Below are 19,293 nucleotides of genomic sequence, written 5' to 3' on the forward strand. Positions count from 1 at the left end.
TCTGCTCAGCCGTTAGAAACCGGTAGTCGCACGTTACTCTTGGTGCATCGTCAGGACGTCGTTACGTCCACAGACCATGTACAACAGGGAGAAACAACGTGTTCGAAGGATTCATCCAGCTCACCCCAACGGGCGTCGCGCTCACCATGGCCGCGTCGTACATCATGACCGTGTTTGCCAGCGAACTGTATCTGCACCGTTCGCGCAGCCACCGCGCGATCACGTTCCACCCGTTGCTGTGCCAGCTGTTCCGCCTGTGGATCTGGCTGACGACCTACGGCGTGACCGCCAAGGCCTGGGTGGCGGTGCACCGCAAGCACCACGCCAAGTGCGACACGGTCGACGATCCGCACAGCCCGCACATCCACGGCCTGTGGACCATCCTGACCAAGGGCACGCTGCTGTACCGGAAGGCCGCGCGCAACGCGGACCTGATCAAGGCCTACGGCGTGGGCATCAAGGAAGACTGGATGGACGCGCACCTGTACACGAAGCACCGCTTCCGCGGCGCGTTCCTGTTCCTGGCGTTCGAGATGCTGGCGTTCGGCGCGACCAACGGCTTCCTGATCTGGCTGTTCCAGTTTTCGATCCTGCCATTCTGGGCCTCGGGGTTCATCAACGGGATCTTCCACGTGGTGGGCTACCGTAACTTCCAGACCAGGGAAGGGTCACGCAACTTCTTCCCGATCGGGATCATCTTCGGCGGCGCCGAACTGCACAACAACCACCACGCCAACCCGGCGTCGGCCAAGCTGTCGATGAAGTGGTGGGAGTTCGATGCGGGCTGGCTCGTCATCCGCACGCTGTCGGTCATGCGTCTGGTGACGATCAACCATGTCGACCGGTTGCCGGCACCGGATGCGGCGCAGGCGCGGCGGCACGCGGCGGGTTGACGCCCGCCGGGCGCAGCTTCCTGCCAAGCCGGCGCCACCCGATCACCACGCCCGTCACGCTGAGCAGCAAACCACCGAGGCTCAGCATGACCAGCACGATGTCCCACAGCGGGCGCCGCTCCAGTAGCGGCAGCCAGTCCCACGAATGCAGCATCGCGAACAGCCAGCGGCTGGCGCGCTTGCCGCTGTCGATGTGGCCCAGCACCGCGCCGGTACGCGGGTCGAGATGCACCCAGGTCGCGTGCGGATCGGCGAACACGAGGCGCAGCACGGGCAGCGGCTTGTCGGCGCCGCCCATCATCGTGTGCGCATCGCGTGCGTAGTAATACAGGTCGTATGCGGCCAGTTGCTCGACCCGCGCGACGGGCGCGTCGACCAGGCGCGCGGCTGCAGCCTGCAGCGCCGCTGCGTCAAGCGTCAGCGGGCGCGCGGCCTCGCTGTCCAGTACCTGTGGCGCGCCGCCCGCGCGGTAGGCCAGCACGCGGTTCTGGCCCAGCACGCGCACCCAGCGCAGTTCGCGCACGGCGCCGCTGCTGGCAGCCAGCAGCGCCGGCGGTGCGGCATCACGGTCCGTCAGCGTCAAGGGCCCGCCCTGCATCGCTTCGATGCGCAGCTGCGGCGCACCGGTGTCGAAGATGTGCCATGGGTTCATCGACATCAGCCCGCTGAAGATCCACGCGATCGTCACCAGCGCAAACAGCAGACCCGTCACGTGGTGCCAGCGCATCATCGCATTCGGGTAGGGCGTGCGCGCGCCGCTGCGGTAGGGCGTGCGAAAGCGCCAGCGCAGGATGCCGGCCACGGTGCCCGACAGCGCAGCCGCGATGCCGGCGATCGCCAGGTAATTGACGATATTGGTCCAGTAAGGCTGGAACACATTGCCGCGAAACGGATACAGCCAGTGGATCCAGGCGCCGGCGTAATTCCACAGCTGTTCGCTGCGCGTTGCATCGCGCACGACTTCGCCGCTTTTGCCCGACACGTACAGCAGCGTGCGATCGGCGTCAATCACCTCGACCCGGTGCAGCGGGCGCTGCGCATCGAGTCCGCGCGAATGGGTGAAGGCGTCTTCGTCGATCACGTCCCGGTAATGCACGTTCACGCCGGGGCCGGCCCAGGCGGCAGCGCTGGCCAGTGCCTGCGCCGCGTTCACCGTGTCCACGCGCGCGCCGCTGATGGCGTCGATGACGATGGCGCCGTGCTTGCCGCTGCCATTGGGCGTCGCCACGTACACGGCGCGCCCGCCACCCGATGCGGCCAGGCGCAACCCGTCCAGCGGCCTGGAGACACCGGCCCTGGCCAGCGCCACGCTGGGTGCCAGCAGCGGCGCCTGTTGCGACAGCGCCGGCAGATGCGCCAGCCGTTCGGCATCGGTCAGCTTCGGGTAGCCGACGTACATCATGACGATGCCCGATGCGAACCACATCGCAAACAGCACGCAACCACCGATGCCCAGCCAGCGGTGGGTCAGGAACAGCCAGCGCTTGAGTTGTGCCTTCATGCGAGACTCCCCGTCAGAACGCCACGCGCAGCGACACGTCCGCCGTGCGCGCTGCGCCCAGGTACGCCATCGTGCTGTTCACGTTGGCCGCGTAGATGCGGTCGGTCAGATTGCGCACGCGCCCGACCAGCATGATGTCGCGTGTCACCTGATAGGACAGGCCCAGGTCGACGAACATGTAATCCGGCCAGTACAGCGTGTTGGCGGCATCGGCATACACCTTGCCGACGCGGCGCACGCCGACGTTCGTCTGCAGCGCCGGTGTGACGGCGTACGACAGCCACAGGTTGGCCACGGTGGCCGGCGTGTTGACCGGCGTCTTCCCGGCCAGCGACACGTTGCCCTGGCGGTAGTTCTGGTATTCGGCATCCACGTAGGTGATGTTGCCCTGCAGGCCCAGGCGGCGCGTCGGCTGCAGGCCGACGGCCAGTTCGACGCCTTGCGATGTCTGCTCGCCCACGAGCAGGGTCAGGGCGCTGTTGTTCGGGTCCTGCGTCGCGATGTTCTTGCGCGTGATGTGGTACGCGGCCAGCGTCGCCGTGCCCTTGCCGTCCCAGAATCCCAGCTTGCTGCCCACCTCGAACTGGCGCCCGGTGGTCAGCTCGCTGTTGTTGCGCACGTCCGCAAACGACGCGGTCGACAGCACGCCGGACGGCGGATCGGCCGCTGTCGCGTATTGCGCATACAGGTTCATGTCGGGCGTGACATCCCACACCAGGCCAAGGCGGCCCGTCGTCGGCGTATAGCTGCGCGCGAAGCTGGCCGGGCTGGCGCTGGTCACCTCGCGGCGGTTGGTCAGGTCGAGTTCAATGCGCTCGTGGCGCAGCGCGGTCACCAGGTTCAGGTCGGGCACCAGCGCCGTGCGGTTCTCGACATACAGCGCCGTCGTCGTGACCTTGTTGTCACGGTCGGGCCGGAAGCCCGGGCTCATGCCCGGCACGGCGAAAAAGCGTTCGGTGACGAAGTCGTACGGGTCGACCGTGCTGACCGTGGCGGGCAGGCTGTTCGGGAAGCGCGTCTGCTTGTTGACGCTGACGTCCAGGCCAAAGGCCCAGTCGCTGCGGCGCGCGCCGATGCGGCTCTTGTACACGCCGTCGAGGCGATCGCCCACCATGCGCTGGTCGTGGCGCTGGAGCAGGGCGGCCGAGCGGATCACGGCCGTGTTGGACGGGTTGAAGCGGTAGGTCTCGACATTGCGGTAGTCGCGCAGTGCATCGTAGAGATACAGCGTGTTCGTCAGCTGCAGCGCGTCGCTGACCTGCCACTTGCCGATCGAGCGCAGCCAGTGCACGCGCTGGTCGTAGACGCCGTCGGCGCTGTTGTAGTTCTTGAAGCGCGTCGCCTCAAGAATGCGCGCCTGGCCGGCGATCGGATTGGCCAGCGGCGTGCCCCAGTACGGCCGATCCACGTCTTCCTGCTGGAATTCGTAGGCCAGCGTGTGCGTCACGCCGCGCCCGAACTGCGACAGCAGGGATGCCGCCAGCTGGGTCGAGCGGCTGTCGACGCCGTCGATCGGGCTGCCGGTGTCGCGGTGGTTGATGTTGATGCGCGCGTACTGGCCATCGTTCAGCTGGCGATTCAGGCCGGCCGATGCTTCTTTCAAGCCATGCGCGCCAAGCCGCACCTGGGCCTGCGACAATTCGCGCGCCTCGGCCAGTTTGGTGAGGTAGTTGATCGAGCCACCGACAGCGCCCGAGCCGAACAGGAAGCTCGACGGCCCGCCGATGGCCTCGACCCGGTCGATGATCCAGCTGTCGACGGGGCGCGCGGCGATCGCGTACTGGACGTTGATGCCGTTGAACAGCTGGCTGATCGAGCCGCTGCCAAAGCCGCGGTAGCTCACGCCGATATTGCCCGGCGCATTGTGGGCGGTCACGCCGGGGATGGCGCGCAGGATTTCCTGCGTGTCCTGGGCGCCGCGCACGTCGATCAGGGCGCGGTCGACGACCGTGACGGTGGCTGGGGTTTCGCGTGCGCTCAGGCCAAGGCGGCTGGCAGTATCGAGCGGCGTGTCGAGGTCGAGCAGGCTGCCGGCGCGCGGCGCATCGGCTGTGATTTCGACGGTGGGGATGGTCTGGGCCTGGGCCTGGATGAGCAGCGTGCAGCCAAAGGCAAGCGCGGTCATGCGCGGCCGGGCGTGAAAACATGGGTTCATTGCGTTTCCTGTGCGCGCGACGGGCAAACACACCGCGTCGCGCATGGTCCGCCGGCGATGCACGCAGGTGCGCCGCCGGCATTAAAAGTGGGGACGGATCAGGAGAACGACGAAGGCGGCCCGCGCGACTGCGCAGCGGTCCAGGCGAATTGCGGGCGTGGCGCCTGATAGAACAGGGGCGGGTAGGGATCGCGCCCGAGGCTTGCCACCAGCAGCGCGCCAGCATAGGGCGGCGGCGCCATGGCGGCGTGCTGGTGCGAACAGCACAGGTCGCAGTGCGACATGTCCGGCACCGGGGGCGCCGTCGTCTGGCCCGCATCGTCCACGACCAGGACGTGGCGGGTGCCGCTGGCGCTGCAAATCTCGGTCAGGTAAGTGCTGGGCGGCTGTGCGGTGGCCAGGGCCATGGCATGCGACAGCACGGGCGTGAACAGGCCGAACAGGAACGCCACGAGGACGGTCCAGCCAAATAGCGCGCGTGTTGTGCGAAGCCTGTGCATCGGCAAATTATAGTCCTGGCAGTGCGCCGCGAACCACGGTTGGTCAATTTGTCCATCTGGCCGGGCGGCACGCCACATCGCGCACGATTGCTATAATCGCGGCCTGTGCCCTTCGCCCAAGATTGATGAACACCATGCAGCGCACCCTTGTGATTTCCCCCAACTGGATCGGCGACGCCGTCATGGCCCAGCCCTTGCTGCGCCGCCTCCGTGAACGCCATCCCGATCGGCCGATCGATGTCGTCGCACCCACCTGGGTGGCCCCGGTCTGGCGCGCGATGCGCGAAGTCGACACGGTGCTCGAATCGCCGTTCAAGCATGGCGCGCTGCAGTGGAAGGAGCGCAAGGCGTTCGCCAGGATTCTCAAGGCGCGCGGCTACGCCGACTCGTACGTCCTGCCCAACACGCTCAAGTTCGCACTGATACCGTGGCTGGCGGGCATCCCGCGCCGCGTGGGTTACAAGGGCGAGATGCGCTATGGCCTGGTCAATGTCATGCACCACGACGACAAGGCCGCGCCGCGCCCGATGGCCCAGTTCTACCAGGCGCTGGCCGACGCGCCGGTACGCGGCCTGGCACGGCCCGAGCGCCTGCCCGAACCCGTGATGACGGTGGCGCCCGAGGAAGCGCAGGCCGCGCTCGCGCGCCTGCAGCTGCCGGGCGGCGCGCATGTGGTGTTCGCGCCGGGCGCCGAATTCGGCCCGGCCAAGCGCTGGCCGTCCGCCTACTTCGCCGAGCTGGCGCAGACGATCCTGGCCCATCGCCCGGATGTGCAGATCCTGCTGCTCGGCTCACCGAAAGACCGCGCGGTCTGCGACGAGATCACTGCCATCGTGCCGCAGGCGCACAACCTGGCCGGTTCGACCTCGCTGGCCGAAGCCATCGCGCTGATCTCGCGCGCTGCGGCCGTGGTCACGAACGACTCGGGCCTGATGCACATCGGCGCGGCGCTGGGACGGCCCGTCGTGGCCATCTACGGGCCGACCGATCCGCGCCATACGCCCCCGCTGTCGCAACTGGCGCAGGTCCTGTGGCTGCACATCGAATGCTCTCCCTGCCAGCAGCGCGAATGCCCGCTGGGCCACCAGAATTGCATGAAGCAGATCCTGCCGCAGGCTGTCTGGCAGCCCTTGCAATCCATGCTTGCCGCCGCGTGACGCGGGCAAGCCAAACGATTTAACAGAGGACCCCATCATGATTCTGGTTACCGGCGCCGCAGGTTTTATCGGCGCGAACCTCGTGCATGCGCTGTCAGCGCGCCAGCCGTTCAGCGTGTTCGCCGTCGACAATATGTCGCGGCCCGAAAAATTCCACAACATCGTCGATGCCGAGATCGCGGACTACGCCGACAAGGAAGACTTCCTCGTGCGCCTGAAGGCCGGTGAATTCGACAACAAGTTCACCGCCGTGCTGCACCAGGGCGCGTGCTCGAACACGATGGAGACCGATGGCCGCTACATGATGAAGAATAACTACGACTACACGGTCGCGTTGTTCGAATTCTGCCAGCGCCAGGACATCCCGTTCATCTACGCGTCGTCGGCCGCCGTGTATGGCGCCGGCACCGTGTTTCGCGAAGAGCGGCCGCTCGAGCGGCCACTGAACGTCTACGGTTATTCCAAATTCCTGTTCGACCAGTACCTGCGCCGCTACTGGGCCACCAAGGGCAAGGATGCCGGCAGCCAGGTCGTCGGCCTGCGCTACTTCAACGTCTATGGCCCGCTCGAAGGGCACAAGGGCACGATGGCGTCGGTACCGTTCCACCAGTACCACCAGTTCCTGAAGGACGGCAAGGTGCGGCTGTTCGGCGCCAACGATGGTTACGAAGCCGGCGCGCAGATGCGCGACTTCGTCTACATCGACGACGTCGTCAAGGTCAACCTGTTCTTCCTGGACCATCCGGAGCAGCGCGGCATCTTCAACCTGGGCACCGGCCGCGCGCAGCCGTTCAACGACCTGGCGGTGGCCACGGCCAATGCATTGGCGAACGAAGGCAAGCCGGCCTTGACGCTGCAGGAGATCGTCGACCAGGGCCTGCTCGAGTACCTGCCGTTCCCGGACAAGTTGAAGGGCAAGTACCAGAGCTTCACGCAGGCCGACATCTCGGCGCTGCGCGCCGCCGGTTACAACGAGCCGTTCACCGACGCGGCTACCGGCGTGGCGAAGTACATGGACTGGCTGCGCGCGCAGCCGGTGCGCTGATGGTCAGGGGCGGGTGTACTGCATGCCCAGTGCGGTTTCACTTGCCACCTGCGCCTTGTTCTCCGGGCTGTTGCTGAATTCGATCAGCAGGCGTTCGACCGGCACGCCGTTGTTCAGCTGCTGTAGCCAGTACGCCGCGCCCACAGTGTCGGGCGCCCGATGCAGCACATTGCGGTACATGGCGGTGATGAGCTGTACCGGCGTTGGCGCGGCGCCGTACAGGCTGGCGAACTCGGTGGAGCGCGCGAATTCGCGCCCCATGTCGTCCAGCGGCAAGCCACCGTCCACCGCGCGAATCCAGAATCCGAGCCCGTGACTGTCCGGCTGGCGGTTGAAAGCGGCGCGGTACAGCCGGTAGGTATCGCCGGCGCTGCCTTCGATGTCGAAGGCCAGCGTCACATCGGTAAATTCCAGGCGATACGGGTCGCGCACGGTCTGCGTGCCGTCCCGGCCAGTGCTGTCGACAATGGTCAGGACATTGTCGCTGCGGGTGAGCGTGTAGGCCGAACGTGGCCCGCTGAGCGCGGCGCCACGGACGGTCACGAACGCCGGCACGCCGGGATCCGAATCGTACAGGTGCGCCAGTTCCACGCGCGGGATCAGCAGATAGGCGCCCGGCCTGGCGTGACTGAGCGTGAAGGCCCCGTCCGCACTGCGGTAATCGCCCGCGTTACCCGGCGTCAGCGCATCAAGCCCTTCAACGTCGACGGCGCTCACGTGCCATCCCGTGTCCGGTCCGATGAAGGCAAAATCCGTGGCATCCATGACCAGTCGCAGCCGGATGATCTGTCCGCGATAGGCGCTCAGTGCGACCGGCAGCGTGCCGGTCAGCGGCGCCGTCGAGTCTGTGCCAGACTCGCTGTAGGCATCTTTCCAGCTCGCGCCGTCGTCGCCGGAGACCTGCACCCGGAATCGCTGTTTGTTTGTCGCCGGGTGCATGGTACGGCTGACCAGCACCCGGGCGCTGTCGCTTGCGACGAACAAGGGCTTGCCGAGCGTGGCGCTTTGCTGACCCCAGTCGTTTGTGGCGACATGAAAGCGCAGCGCGCCAACCGCAATGATGTCGTGGTGCCCGGCGTTCGCGCCCGTCCAGTGGGCGGTATCCAGTGGTGCCCGCGTGGTGCCGGTGGCGGCGCGCAACATGGCCGTCACGCTGTAGCCGGTGGCGCCGGGCAGTGCCGCGATGCGTACCTGGTACGGCGTGTCTGGCGGCGTTTCTGCCGGCGCGGTGACCACGGGCTGCAACCGGTTCGTGCTGGCGACGGCCGGATCGATGACCGTGACGTCGTAGTTGAAGCTGCGCGCCCGGTTCGCGATCACGACGTTGGTGATGCTGACGCGATAGCGCACGTCGTTTGCCGGCTGCGCATGGTGGCCTGCGGGGTCGATGTCCGCCATTTTCCAGACAAGGGTGTTTTCGCCAACACCTTCTTTCACCGGTTCGAGCGTGACGTTGACCGGTGCGCCGTCGCGCGTGACGTTCACCACGGCCTGTGCGAAGTCGGCGTCCGGATACGACAGCGACCAGCGTTCGTACACGGTTGCGTAGGGCACGTAGCCCTTCGCCGGCCATGCGACGAAATCGTCGCGTACGGCCGACCTGGCGCCGAAATAGTCGGTATCGGTCACCCACAGCGCATTCGCGGCCCACACCTTCTTGCCGTCGATTTCACCTGCGGGCACGTCGCCGGTGCCCATCGTGCGTGTGTTGGGATGGAAGATCCAGCGCCGGTGTCCGACAGGTCCATTGTTGCTGCCGAAGTCCTGGATATACCCGTCGATGACCTCGGGGCCCATCGTGCCGAGACCCAGGTTCGAGGAAATCGCTGCATCGGCGCCTTCCTGGGTGTAGAACTTCCAGGTCGGTGGTGGCGTATGCGACAGCTGGCCGGCCACACTCATGATGAGCGCCGCGTGCTGTGCCTTGGCGCTGTTCTGTTCCGATAGCCGGACGGCGGCCGGCAGGCCCGCCATCGCCCGATACCAGTTCACTCGTTGTATGACGGCCGCTCTGAACGCGGGAGTCGTCGTGCCTGGCGCGCCAGCCGCATGGTTGCCGGTCCAGCCGATCGGCGGCGTCGGCTCGCGGTGGATGCGGTTGTAAAACAGGCGCACTGCCTCGCGGTCGCTCGTATCGATCGTGAATGGCGTGCCATCGACAACCAGCGCGGATTCCTTGCGCTGGTAATCCACGCCCGGTGCGAAGCCTTGCGCGGCCCGTGCCGCCTCGTTGGTGACCGGCGTACCAAGCTGTATTGCAGCGCGCGGGGAGGCCATGGACGCCGCGCTGCCTGTCTGCAGCACTGGTGCATCGGATTGACCGCCGCAGCCAGCGAGCGAGAAGGCCAGCAGGACAGCTGCAACACGTGAACGACCGACCATAATTATTGCCTAATGGAAAAATCCAATAATTATGCCGTAGGGAAACTCTGGTGTATAGCAAAGACGGCTTCGCTGTCACGGATATGCGCGCGGCATGGAGGACGGCGGCGTATACATCGCGTTTACAACGGGCGGGCGCTTTTATACCCGGTTTTTATGCCCGGATCGCTAACCTGATCGTGTTCCATGCGGCGCTATCGTGCGCCGCCTGGGTTCCACCACAACCACGAGCAGACACCATGAACGCATCGATTCACGCGCGCCGCGCCGCCCTGGCGGCAGCCGCCATGCTGGCCATCAGCGGCGCGGCCCAGGCCCAGGCCCAGGCCACCGACACCGTCGCGCTGGCTGAACCTTCCGCACCCGTATCCCCCGTCACCTTCAATGCCGCCCTCACGTCGGACTACCGCTACCGCGGCATTTCGCAGACGCGCCTGCAGCCTGCGCTGCAGGGCGGTCTTGATTACGTCCACGCCGCTGGCTGGTACGCCGGCGCCTGGGGCTCGACCGTCAAGTTCGCGAAGGATGCCGGGGGCGATGGCGACGTCGAGATCGACCTGTACGCCGGCAAGCGCGGCGAGTTGGCGGTCGGCCTGTCCTCGGGTCTGACGTACGACGTCGGCGTGCTGCGCTACCTGTATCCGGACAATGGCCTGGGCCAGGTCGCCGGCTTCGTCAATGCCAACACCACCGAGCTGTATGCGCAACTGGGTTACGGCCCTGCCTACATCAAGTATTCGCACGCCACCACGAACCTGTTCGGCTTCGTCGACAGCGAGGGCAGCGGCTACCTCGACATCGGCGCCAGTCTCGACGCCGGCCATGGCGTCACGGTGCAGCTGCACGCCGGCCGCCAGCGCGTGGACAACAACCCGGCAGCCGATTACACCGACTGGAAGATCGGCGCCTCGCGCAGCTTCGCGCTGGCCACGGTGGCCGTCGCGTACGTCGGCACCAACGCCAGCAAGAGCGCCTACGCCTCGCCACGAAACGGCAAGTTCACGGGCCGCGACGCGCTGCAGCTGACCGTCAGCCGCACGTTCTGAACCCAACCACCAGAATAACAATCACGCTGAAAGCGAACGTCCATGGATCTCATCTATATCGGCGCGCTCCTGGTCTTTGTCCGCCTGACTTGCCTCCTGGTGAGCGGTTGCGGACTCCTCGGAGGCAAGCAATGAATCTCTCCTACGCGATCGGCGGCCTGGCCGCCTGCGCGCTCCTCGTCTATCTCCTGATCGCCCTGTTCAAACCGGAGGACATGTGATGGCCACCCATGAACTGATCACGCAGTTCCTGCCGCTGCTCGCGCTGTTCCTGGTCGTGCTGCTGGCACTGGCCTGGCCGCTGGGCAAGCTGCTGGCGCGCATCGGCGCCGCCGACATCAAGCCGGGCGCGGTGCCCGGCCTGGGTTGGCTTGGCGGCATCGAGCGCGCGATGCTGCGCGCCGCCGGTCCCGCTGCCAGCGCCGCACAAGGCTGGAAAGCCTATGCGCTGGCGCTGATCGCCTTCAATGCGGTCGGCGTGGTGTTTGTCTACGGCTTGCAACGCCTGCAGGGCTGGCTCCCGCTCAACCCGGAAGGGATGGCGGGCGTGAGCCCCGATTCGAGCTTCAACACCGCCGTCAGCTTCGTTGCCAACACCAACTGGCAAGGCTACAGCGGCGAGCAGACGATGAGCATCCTGACCCAGATGGTCGGCCTGGCCGGCCAGAACTTCTTCTCGGCCGCCACCGGCATCGCCGTCGCGTTCGCGCTGATCCGGGGCTTTGCGGCCCGTTCGGCCGGCGCGATCGGCAATTTCTGGGTCGACGTCACGCGCTCGACGCTGTACGTGCTGCTGCCGCTGTCCGTGATCCTCGCCGTGTTCCTGGCGGGGCAGGGCGTGGTGCAGAACCTGTCACCGCATGTCCAGGCGCAGGTGATCGAGCCGGTCGCCTACACGCAGCCGGCCACCGATGGCCAGGCGGCAGTCGAGACGCGCGCCGGGACGCAGGTGATTCCGATGGGGCCCGTCGCCTCGCAGGAAGCCATCAAGATGCTGGGTACAAATGGAGGGGGCTACTTCAACGCCAACTCGGCGCACCCGTTTGAAAATCCGACCGCGCTGTCGAACTTCGCGCAGATGGTGGCCATTTTCCTGATCCCGGCCGCGCTGTGTTTCGCGTTCGGCCGCATGGTGGGCGACGCCCGCCAGGGCTGGGCCGTGCTGGGCACGATGACGCTGATCTTCGTGATCGCGGCCATCGGCGCCTTCTCCGCCGAGCAGCAAACCAATCCGCTGCTCACGCCACTGGGCATCGACCAGGCGGCAAGCAGCCTGCAGTCGGGCGGCAATATGGAAGGCAAGGAGACCCGCTTCGGCATCGCCGGATCGAGCCTGTTCGCCGTGGTGACCACGGCTGCATCATGCGGCGCCGTCAACGCCATGCACGACTCGTTCACGCCGCTGGGCGGCATGGTGCCGATGGTGATGATGCAGTTTGGTGAAGTGATCTTCGGTGGTGTCGGCTCGGGCCTGTACGGCATGCTGGTATTCGCGATCCTGACGGTGTTCATCGCCGGCCTGATGATCGGCCGCACGCCGGAATACCTGGGCAAGAAGATCGGCGCCTTCGAGATGAAGATGGTCGCCGTCGTCATCCTGGTCACGCCATGCCTGGTCTTGCTGGGCACCGCATTGGCCGTCACCACGGGCCTGGGCGCGGCCGGCGTGGCCAATCCGGGCGCGCATGGCTTCTCCGAAATCCTGTATGCGTTGACGTCCGCCGCCAACAACAACGGCAGTGCGTTTGCGGGCTTGTCGGCCAATACGCCGTTCTACAACACGCTGCTGGCGGTGGCGATGTGGTTCGGTCGCTTCGCCGTGATCGTGCCGGTGCTGGCGATTGCCGGTTCCCTGGCCAGCCGCCAGCGCCTGCCCGCCACACCCGGCACCTTGCCCACCCATGGCCTGATGTTCGTCGCCATGCTGGCCGCGATCGTCGTGCTGGTCGGTGTCCTCAACTACGTCCCGGCGCTGGCGCTGGGTCCCGTGGTCGAACACCTGCAACTGTTCGGAGAATGACAATGGATCAATCAATGATCAACGCCACTGAAGCAACGCCGGCCCAAGTGCCGCGCAAGTCGCTGAACCTGTTCGACGGCGCGCTGGTCTGGCCGGCGATGCTCGACGCATGCAAGAAGCTGCATCCACGCACGCAGCTGCGCAGCCCCGTGATGTTCGTCGTCTACGTCGGCAGCATCATCACGACGCTGCTGTGGTTCCAGGCGCTGGCCGGGCATGGCGAGACGAGCGCCGGCTTCATCCTGGCCACTGCCGTCTGGCTGTGGTTCACGGTGCTGTTCGCGAACTTCGCCGAAGCACTGGCCGAAGGCCGTAGCAAGGCGCAGGCGGCATCGCTGCGCAACCTGCGCCAGACCGTGACGGCGAAAAAGCTCGAGGTGCCCAAGCATGGCGAGCCATGGCAGGCCTGCCCGTCGGGCGATCTGCGCAAGGGCATGTTCTTCCTGGCCGAAGCGGGCGACGTGATTCCCGTGGATGGCGAAGTGGTCGACGGCGTGGCCTCGGTCGACGAAAGCGCCATCACCGGCGAATCGGCGCCCGTGATCCGCGAGTCGGGTGGCGATTTCGGCTCGGTCACCGGCGGTACCCGCGTGCTGTCGGACTGGCTGGTGGTGCAGGTGAGCGCCAATCCCGGCGAGACGTTCCTGGACCGGATGATCGGCATGGTCGAAGGCGCGTCGCGCAAGAAGACCCCGAATGAGATCGCGCTGACCATCCTGCTCGTCGCGCTGACTATCGTGTTTCTGGTCGTGACGGTGACGCTGCTGCCGTTCTCGCTGTTTGCGGTGCAGGCGTCCGGCAGCGGCGCGCCGGTGACGCTCACCGCGCTGGTGGCGCTGCTGGTGTGCCTGATCCCGACGACGATCGGTGGCCTGCTGTCGGCCATCGGCGTGGCCGGCATGAGCCGCATGTTGCAGGCCAATGTAATCGCCACGTCGGGCCGCGCGGTGGAAGCGGCGGGCGACGTTGACGTGCTCCTGATGGACAAGACGGGCACCATCACGTTCGGTAACCGCCAGGCCGCCGCCTTCCTGCCGGCGCCCGGCGTGACGGAAGAAGAACTGGCCGACGTGGCGCAACTGGCCTCGCTGGCCGACGAAACGCCGGAAGGCCGCAGCATCGTGGTGCTGGCCAAGAACCGCTTCAATCTGCGCGAACGGGCGATGGAATCGCTCGGCGCGGTGTTCGTGACGTTCACGGCGCAGACGCGCATGAGTGGCGTGGACCTGGGTGAGCGGCAGTTGCGCAAGGGCGCCGCCTCGGCGCTGCGCCGTCACATGGAAGCGCTGGGCGCGGTCTGGCCGGGCGACGTGGAACGCAGCGTGGACGAAGCGTCGCGCCGTGGCAGCACGCCGCTGGTGGTGGCCGATGGCAGCCGCGTGATGGGCGTGGTCGAACTGAAGGACGTGGTCAAGGGCGGGATCCGTGAGCGCTTCGCCGAACTGCGCCGCATGGGCGTCAAGACCGTGATGGTCACCGGCGACAACAAGCTCACGGCGGCAGCGATTGCGGCCGAAGCCGGGGTCGATGACTTCATCGCCGAAGCCACGCCGGAAGAAAAGCTCGCGCTGATCCGCAAGTACCAGAGCGAAGGCAAACTGGTGGCGATGACGGGCGATGGCACCAACGATGCGCCGGCGCTGGCCCAGGCCGACGTCGCGGTGGCCATGAACTCGGGCACGCAGGCGGCCAAGGAGGCCGGCAATATGGTCGACCTGGATTCGAATCCGACCAAGCTGCTCGAGATCGTCGAAATCGGCAAGCAGATGCTGATGACGCGCGGCGCGCTGACGACGTTCTCGATCTCGAATGATATCGCCAAATACTTTGCGATCGTGCCGGCGATGTTCGTCGCCACCTATCCCGAGCTCAAGGCGCTGGACGTGATGGGGCTGACCAGCCCATCGTCGGCCATCATGTCGGCGGTGATCTTCAATGCCCTGATCATCGTGGTCCTGATCCCGCTGGCGCTGCGCGGCGTGCGTTATCGCGCCATTGGCGCGGCTGCGCTGCTGCGCCGGAACATGCTGATCTACGGCCTTGGCGGCCTGCTGCTGCCGTTCGCCGGCATCAAGCTGATCGACATGGCGCTTGCTGCACTCAATCTGACCTAGGAGTTTTCATGCAATCGATTCTTCGCCCCGCACTCGTGCTGTTCGCGGTGCTCACGCTGATCTGCGGCGTGTTCTATCCACTGGCCGTGACCGGGATCGCCCAGGCGGCATTCCCCATCCAGGCCAACGGCAGCCTGGTCGAACGGAATGGCAAGACCGTCGGCTCGGCGCTGATCGGCCAGTCGTTCACCGCGCCGGGCTACTTCTGGGGGCGGCCATCGGCCACCGGCCCGATGGCCAATAACGGCGGCGGCTCGGGTGGCTCGAACCAGGGCCCGCTCAATCCGGCCCTGCAGGAAGCGGTCAAGGGCCGCGTCGCTGCGCTGCGCGCACTCGACCCGTCCAACACGGCGCCGGTACCGGTCGACCTGGTGACCGCGTCGGCCAGCGGTCTCGATCCCGAGATCAGCGTGGCGGGTGCGCAGTACCAGGCGGCGCGGGTGGCGCGTGCGCGCGCGATGCCGGTCGAACGGGTCGGCGCGCTGATCGAACGGCACACCGAGCTGCCTGTACCGGGCTTGTTGGGTGAGCCGCGCGTGAATGTGCTGGCCCTGAACCTGGCGCTGGACCAGGCGGCTGGCGTGGCGAGCGGCCCTGAAAGCGGGCATACTCGCTAGATCATGCACCACGACGACCAGCGACCCGACCCCGACGCACTGCTTGCGCAACTGCGCGAGCAGGACCGGCGCGCCGCGCGCGGGCGCCTGCGCATCTATTTCGGCGCATCGGCCGGCGTGGGCAAGACCTACGCCATGCTGCAAGAAGCGCGCAAGCTGCAGCGCGATGGCGCCGCGCCGCTGATGGGCGTGATCGAAACCCACGGACGCACCGAGACGGCGCGCCTGCTCGACGGGCTTGAACTGCTGCCGCGACGGCGCATCGATTATCGCGGCAAGACGCTCGATGAATTTGATCTCGACGCCGCGCTGGCGCGTGCACCCGCCGTGATCCTGGTCGATGAACTGGCGCATTCGAACGCGCCCGGTTCGCGCCATCCCAAACGCTGGCAGGACGTCGAAGAATTGCTGGCGGCGGGCATCGACGTGCTCACCACCGTCAACGTGCAGCACCTGGAAAGCCTGAACGACGTGGTGGGCGGCATCGCCGGCATTCGCGTGGCCGAGACGGTGCCCGACCGCGTGTTCGACAGCGCCGACGAAATCGTGATGGTCGATCTGACGGCCGATGCGCTGCTGGCGCGGCTGAAAGAGGGCAAGGTGTACCAGCCGCAGCAGGCCGAGCGCGCCGCCGGTAATTTCTTCAGGAAGGGCAACCTGATTGCGCTGCGCGAACTGGCGCTGCGCCGCACGGCCGACCGCGTCGAAGGTGACGTGCGCGCCTGGCGCGAAGCGCAATCGATCGACGCGATCTGGAAGACCGGCGCCGGCCTCCTGGTGTGTATCGGGCCTGGTACCCACGCGGAACACGTCGTGCGCAGCAGTGCGCGCATGGCGTCGCAACTGGGTACGGGCTGGCATGCGGTGTATGTCGAGACGGCGCGCCTGGGCAAGCTGCCAGAATCCGCGCGGGCGCGCATCATGGACACGCTCAAGCTCGCGCACAGCCTGGGCGCGACCACGGCCGTGCTGTCGGGCGAGGACATCGCGGCCAGCACGCTCGATTACGCACGCGACCATAACCTGTCGCGCATCGCGCTGGGCCGGGATGGTTCGCGCTGGCCGTGGCGCCGGCGCACGGCGCGCCGGCTTGCGCGGCGCGCGCCGAACGTGGACCTGATCGAGATCGGGCAGCCGGCGGTGCCGCCTGCTGCAGTCAGCAGCACGACTGCGGCTGCGGCTGCAGTCGTGGAGTCGCGCCAGTCGTTGCTGCCGCACGCGTGGGCTGCGGGCGCGAGCCTGCTCACGGTGCTGGTGGCCACGCCGCTGCAGCCATGGCTCGACCTTGCCAATATCGTCATGCTGTTCCTGCTGATGGTGCTGCTCGTGGCCATGCGCCTCGGGCGCGCGCCATCGGTCACCGCCACCTGCATCGGCGTGGCCAGCTTCGATTTCTTCTTCGTGCCGCCGCGGTTCGATTTTGCGGTCAGCGACGTGCAGTACCTGGTCACGTTCGCCGTGATGCTGGCCGTGGGCCTGATTACCGGGCACCTGACGGCCGGCCTGCGCTTCCAGGCGCGCGTGGCGGCGCAGCGCGAGCGGCGCGTGCGCGCGCTGTACGAATTTGCGCGCGAGTTGTCGGGCGCGCTGGCGGCGTCGCAGGTATTCGAATCCAGCCGCGCCGTGATCCAGAATGCGTTCGGCGCGCGCGCCACGCTGCTGGTGCCCGATGCCGACGGGCGGCTCGGCATGCCGCCTTCGGACGATGGCGGCGCGGCTGGCACGGCGCCCGGCAACGTCGACCTGGGCATCGCCCAGTGGGCGTACGACCACGCGCAGCCAGCGGGCCTGGGCACGGACACGCTGCCGGCCTGCCCGTTGTTCTACCTGCCGCTGGTGGCGCCGATGCGCACGCGCGGCGTGCTGGCGATCGAGCCGGAAGGCGGGCGCTGGGTCTTGATTCCCGAGCAGCGCCGCCAGCTCGATGCGTTGGCGGCGCTGGCCGCGATCGCGCTTGAGCGCGTGCATTACGTGGAGGTGGCGCAGGGCGCGCTGGTGAACATGGAATCCGAGCGGCTGCGCAATTCGCTGCTGGCGGCGCTGTCGCACGATCTGCGCACGCCGCTCACGGCGCTGGTGGGCTTGTCCGAATCGCTGCTGCGCGGTGAGCCGGCGCTGCCCGCTACATCGCAGGCGCTGGCCCAGGCGCTGCACGACGAGGCAGTGCGCATGGGGACCCTGGTGGCGAACCTGCTGGACATGGCGCGCATCGAAAGCGGGGAGGTGCGCTTCAACATGGAGTGGCAGGCGCTCGAAGAAGTCATCGGCAGCGCACTGCGCGCCTGCGGCGCATCGCTGCGCCAGCACACGGTGACGGTGCGCCTGCCGCCCGACATGCCGCTGGTGCGCTTCGACGCTGTGCTGATTGAACGGGTGCTGTGCAACCTCGTTGAAAATGCCGCAAAATACACGCCGGCCGGCTCGCGCATCGAGATTTCCGCGGTGGCGCGCGGAGCCTGGATCGACGTCACGGTGAGCGACGATGGTCCGGGCCTGCGCGCCGGCAGCGAAGAAGCGATCTTCGAAAAATTCACGCGCGGCGAACGCGAATCGGCGCTGCCCGGCGTGGGCCTGGGCCTGGCGATCTGCCGCGCGATCGTCGGCGCACATGGCGGTGCAATCCGCGCCTGCACATCAACCCTGGGCGGCGCCGGCTTCGTGTTCTCGCTGCCGGCCGGCAGCCCCCCTGAACTGGACTTGTTGTCGATGGAGACAAACGATGCTTGACGCGCCTTGCGCACTTCTGGTGGAGGACGAGCCGCAGATCCGCCGCTTCGTGCGCGCCGCCCTCGAACAGGAAGGCTGGCAGGTGCATGAGTCAGTGAGCATGGCGCGCGGCCTGATCGACGCCGGCACGCGCCGCCCCGACCTGATCGTGCTCGATCTGGGCCTGCCGGACGGCGACGGCATCGACTTCATCCACGACGTGCGCAAATGGTCGGTGGTGCCGATCATCGTACTGTCGGCGCGCGTGGCCGAGGGCGAGAAAATCCGTGCGCTTGACGCCGGCGCCGACGACTACCTGACCAAACCCTTCGGCACCGGCGAGCTCCTCGCCCGCGTGCGCGCCACGCTGCGCCGCCAGCGCCAACCGGCCGCCGGTGGCGACAGCAAAACGCACTTCAGTGACGTGTCAGTGGACCTGCAAGACCGTGTGGTCACGCGAAACGGCGAACACGTCCACTTGACGCCGACCGAATACCGCCTGCTCGCCGTCCTGGTCAGCAACGCCGGCCGCGTGATGACGGCCCCCCAACTGCTGCGCGCCGTCTGGGGCCCCGGCCACGCCGAAAGCGGCCACTACCTGCGCATCTACATGGGGCACCTGCGCCACAAACTCGAACCCGACCCCGCCCAACCCCGCCACCTCCTGACGGAAACCGGCGTCGGCTACCGCCTCTGGCTCGGCTAAAAGTCCCCCAATCAATGTTAAATAAATTAGGGTCAGAGTAGAATTAAAAAGCAATTTTCGAAGTTGCCAGTTAATTCGATTCCGACCCTAATTATTTTGCAAGTCTTTCCGAAAATCTAAATTAGGGTCAGAGTCGAATTGTTTGACAACATTCGGTAATTGTCCAATAAATCGACTCTGACCCTCATTGATTCTGCCTTTTGACCAGTAATTTTCTTACGCTGTCGTATTCTTTGGAAAAAAGAATGATCCTCGAATCATTTAAATACGCTGAGAATTCAATTCAATGAAGCCAGGAATCAAACGATCGAAAATTGGTGAGCAATTGCCCAACAATTCGACTCTGAGGTACCCCGGGTTTCGTGGACATTCATAATAGGAGACAATAGTCACCATGGATGAAACAACAAAACCCTCGCCCAAGCGAACTATTCACACCAGCGAATTCAAG

14 protein-coding genes are annotated in these 19,293 nt (G+C 66.3%); 10 read left to right on the plus strand and 4 right to left on the minus strand.

The window, feature by feature from the left end:
- Nucleotides 1-98 precede the first annotated feature (98 nt).
- Nucleotides 99-893: a fatty acid desaturase gene (locus AC56LN_RS16380; protein WP_499573268.1), complete on the plus strand. Its 795-nt coding sequence runs from the start codon at nucleotides 99-101 to the stop codon at nucleotides 891-893.
- Here the strand turns inward: AC56LN_RS16380 and AC56LN_RS16385 are convergent.
- From AC56LN_RS16385 to AC56LN_RS16395, 3 genes are all read right to left on the minus strand, one after another.
- Nucleotides 829-2,394 carry a PepSY domain-containing protein gene (locus AC56LN_RS16385; RefSeq protein ID WP_499573270.1) on the minus strand — a complete coding sequence of 522 codons (1,566 nt, stop codon included), beginning with the start codon at nucleotides 2,392-2,394 and terminating at the stop codon, nucleotides 829-831. The two genes, AC56LN_RS16380 and AC56LN_RS16385, sit on opposite strands and share 65 nt — an antisense overlap.
- A 13-nt stretch (nucleotides 2,395-2,407) precedes the next feature.
- On the minus strand, nucleotides 2,408-4,549 hold the full coding sequence (locus tag AC56LN_RS16390; RefSeq protein ID WP_499573272.1) for a TonB-dependent receptor: 2,142 nt from the start codon (nucleotides 4,547-4,549) through the stop codon (nucleotides 2,408-2,410).
- A 98-nt stretch (nucleotides 4,550-4,647) separates the two neighbouring features.
- On the minus strand, nucleotides 4,648-5,001 hold the full coding sequence (locus AC56LN_RS16395) for a DUF2946 domain-containing protein (RefSeq protein WP_499573274.1): 354 nt from the start codon (nucleotides 4,999-5,001) through the stop codon (nucleotides 4,648-4,650).
- A gap of 182 nt (nucleotides 5,002-5,183) precedes the next feature.
- Between AC56LN_RS16395 and waaF the strand changes: the two genes are divergently transcribed.
- Both waaF and rfaD read left to right on the plus strand, forming a co-directional pair.
- Nucleotides 5,184-6,206: a lipopolysaccharide heptosyltransferase II gene (gene waaF, locus AC56LN_RS16400; RefSeq protein ID WP_499573276.1), complete on the plus strand. Its 1,023-nt coding sequence runs from the start codon at nucleotides 5,184-5,186 to the stop codon at nucleotides 6,204-6,206.
- A gap of 34 nt (nucleotides 6,207-6,240) precedes the next feature.
- Nucleotides 6,241-7,251 (plus strand): ADP-glyceromanno-heptose 6-epimerase, encoded by a 1,011-nt coding sequence (gene rfaD, locus AC56LN_RS16405; protein WP_332530429.1) that lies wholly within the window; start codon nucleotides 6,241-6,243, stop codon nucleotides 7,249-7,251.
- Nucleotides 7,252-7,254: 3 nt separating this feature from the next.
- Here the strand turns inward: rfaD and AC56LN_RS16410 are convergent, their stop codons facing one another.
- A complete protein-coding gene (locus AC56LN_RS16410) occupies nucleotides 7,255-9,633 on the minus strand; it encodes a DUF4214 domain-containing protein (RefSeq protein WP_499573278.1) in 2,379 nt (792 codons plus the stop codon).
- A gap of 239 nt (nucleotides 9,634-9,872) precedes the next feature.
- On the opposite strand from AC56LN_RS16410, the gene AC56LN_RS16415 reads away from it, so the two are divergent.
- The 7 genes from AC56LN_RS16415 to kdpE all read left to right on the plus strand — a co-directional run bounded on the left by AC56LN_RS16415 (nucleotide 9,873) and on the right by kdpE (nucleotide 18,842).
- On the plus strand, nucleotides 9,873-10,679 hold the full coding sequence (locus tag AC56LN_RS16415; protein ID WP_499573279.1) for a TorF family putative porin: 807 nt from the start codon (nucleotides 9,873-9,875) through the stop codon (nucleotides 10,677-10,679).
- A gap of 131 nt (nucleotides 10,680-10,810) precedes the next feature.
- Nucleotides 10,811-10,900 carry a potassium-transporting ATPase subunit F gene (locus AC56LN_RS16420; RefSeq protein ID WP_183549701.1) on the plus strand — a complete coding sequence of 30 codons (90 nt, stop codon included), beginning with the start codon at nucleotides 10,811-10,813 and terminating at the stop codon, nucleotides 10,898-10,900.
- Nucleotides 10,900-12,699, plus strand: a complete 1,800-nt coding sequence (kdpA, locus tag AC56LN_RS16425) for a potassium-transporting ATPase subunit KdpA (protein ID WP_499573281.1) — start codon at nucleotides 10,900-10,902, stop codon at nucleotides 12,697-12,699. Before AC56LN_RS16420 ends, kdpA begins: the two co-directional genes overlap by 1 nt.
- 14 nt (nucleotides 12,700-12,713) lie before the next feature.
- Complete coding sequence (gene kdpB / locus AC56LN_RS16430; protein ID WP_499573283.1) at nucleotides 12,714-14,813, plus strand: potassium-transporting ATPase subunit KdpB; 2,100 nt, start codon at nucleotides 12,714-12,716, stop codon at nucleotides 14,811-14,813.
- A gap of 8 nt (nucleotides 14,814-14,821) precedes the next feature.
- Nucleotides 14,822-15,430, plus strand: coding sequence for a potassium-transporting ATPase subunit KdpC (kdpC, locus tag AC56LN_RS16435; RefSeq protein WP_499573285.1), 609 nt, complete (start codon nucleotides 14,822-14,824; stop codon nucleotides 15,428-15,430).
- 3 nt (nucleotides 15,431-15,433) lie between these two features.
- On the plus strand, nucleotides 15,434-18,157 hold the full coding sequence (gene kdpD / locus AC56LN_RS16440) for a two-component system sensor histidine kinase KdpD (RefSeq protein ID WP_499573287.1): 2,724 nt from the start codon (nucleotides 15,434-15,436) through the stop codon (nucleotides 18,155-18,157).
- Nucleotides 18,150-18,842: a two-component system response regulator KdpE gene (gene kdpE / locus AC56LN_RS16445; RefSeq protein ID WP_499573288.1), complete on the plus strand. Its 693-nt coding sequence runs from the start codon at nucleotides 18,150-18,152 to the stop codon at nucleotides 18,840-18,842. The genes kdpD and kdpE overlap by 8 nt, the downstream gene beginning before the upstream one ends.
- The last annotated feature ends 451 nt before the right edge of the window (nucleotides 18,843-19,293 follow it).

Source organism: Telluria sp. ZT3P26, assembly GCF_059686035.1.

Bases quoted from the DNA above. Each gene is read 5' to 3' on its own strand.
- AC56LN_RS16385 (WP_499573270.1), bottom strand. From the start codon at position 2,394: ATGAAGGCACAACTCAAGCGCTGGCTGTTCCTGACCCACCGCTGGCTG.
- AC56LN_RS16390 (WP_499573272.1), bottom strand. From the start codon at position 4,549: ATGAACCCATGTTTTCACGCCCGGCCGCGCATGACCGCGCTTGCCTTT.
- waaF (WP_499573276.1), top strand. From the start codon at position 5,184: ATGCAGCGCACCCTTGTGATTTCCCCCAACTGGATCGGCGACGCCGTC.
- AC56LN_RS16410 (WP_499573278.1), bottom strand. From the start codon at position 9,633: ATGGTCGGTCGTTCACGTGTTGCAGCTGTCCTGCTGGCCTTCTCGCTC.
- AC56LN_RS16415 (WP_499573279.1), top strand. From the start codon at position 9,873: ATGAACGCATCGATTCACGCGCGCCGCGCCGCCCTGGCGGCAGCCGCC.
- AC56LN_RS16420 (WP_183549701.1), top strand. From the start codon at position 10,811: ATGAATCTCTCCTACGCGATCGGCGGCCTGGCCGCCTGCGCGCTCCTC.
- kdpA (WP_499573281.1), top strand. From the start codon at position 10,900: ATGGCCACCCATGAACTGATCACGCAGTTCCTGCCGCTGCTCGCGCTG.
- kdpB (WP_499573283.1), top strand. From the start codon at position 12,714: ATGATCAACGCCACTGAAGCAACGCCGGCCCAAGTGCCGCGCAAGTCG.
- kdpC (WP_499573285.1), top strand. From the start codon at position 14,822: ATGCAATCGATTCTTCGCCCCGCACTCGTGCTGTTCGCGGTGCTCACG.
- kdpD (WP_499573287.1), top strand. From the start codon at position 15,434: ATGCACCACGACGACCAGCGACCCGACCCCGACGCACTGCTTGCGCAA.
- kdpE (WP_499573288.1), top strand. From the start codon at position 18,150: ATGCTTGACGCGCCTTGCGCACTTCTGGTGGAGGACGAGCCGCAGATC.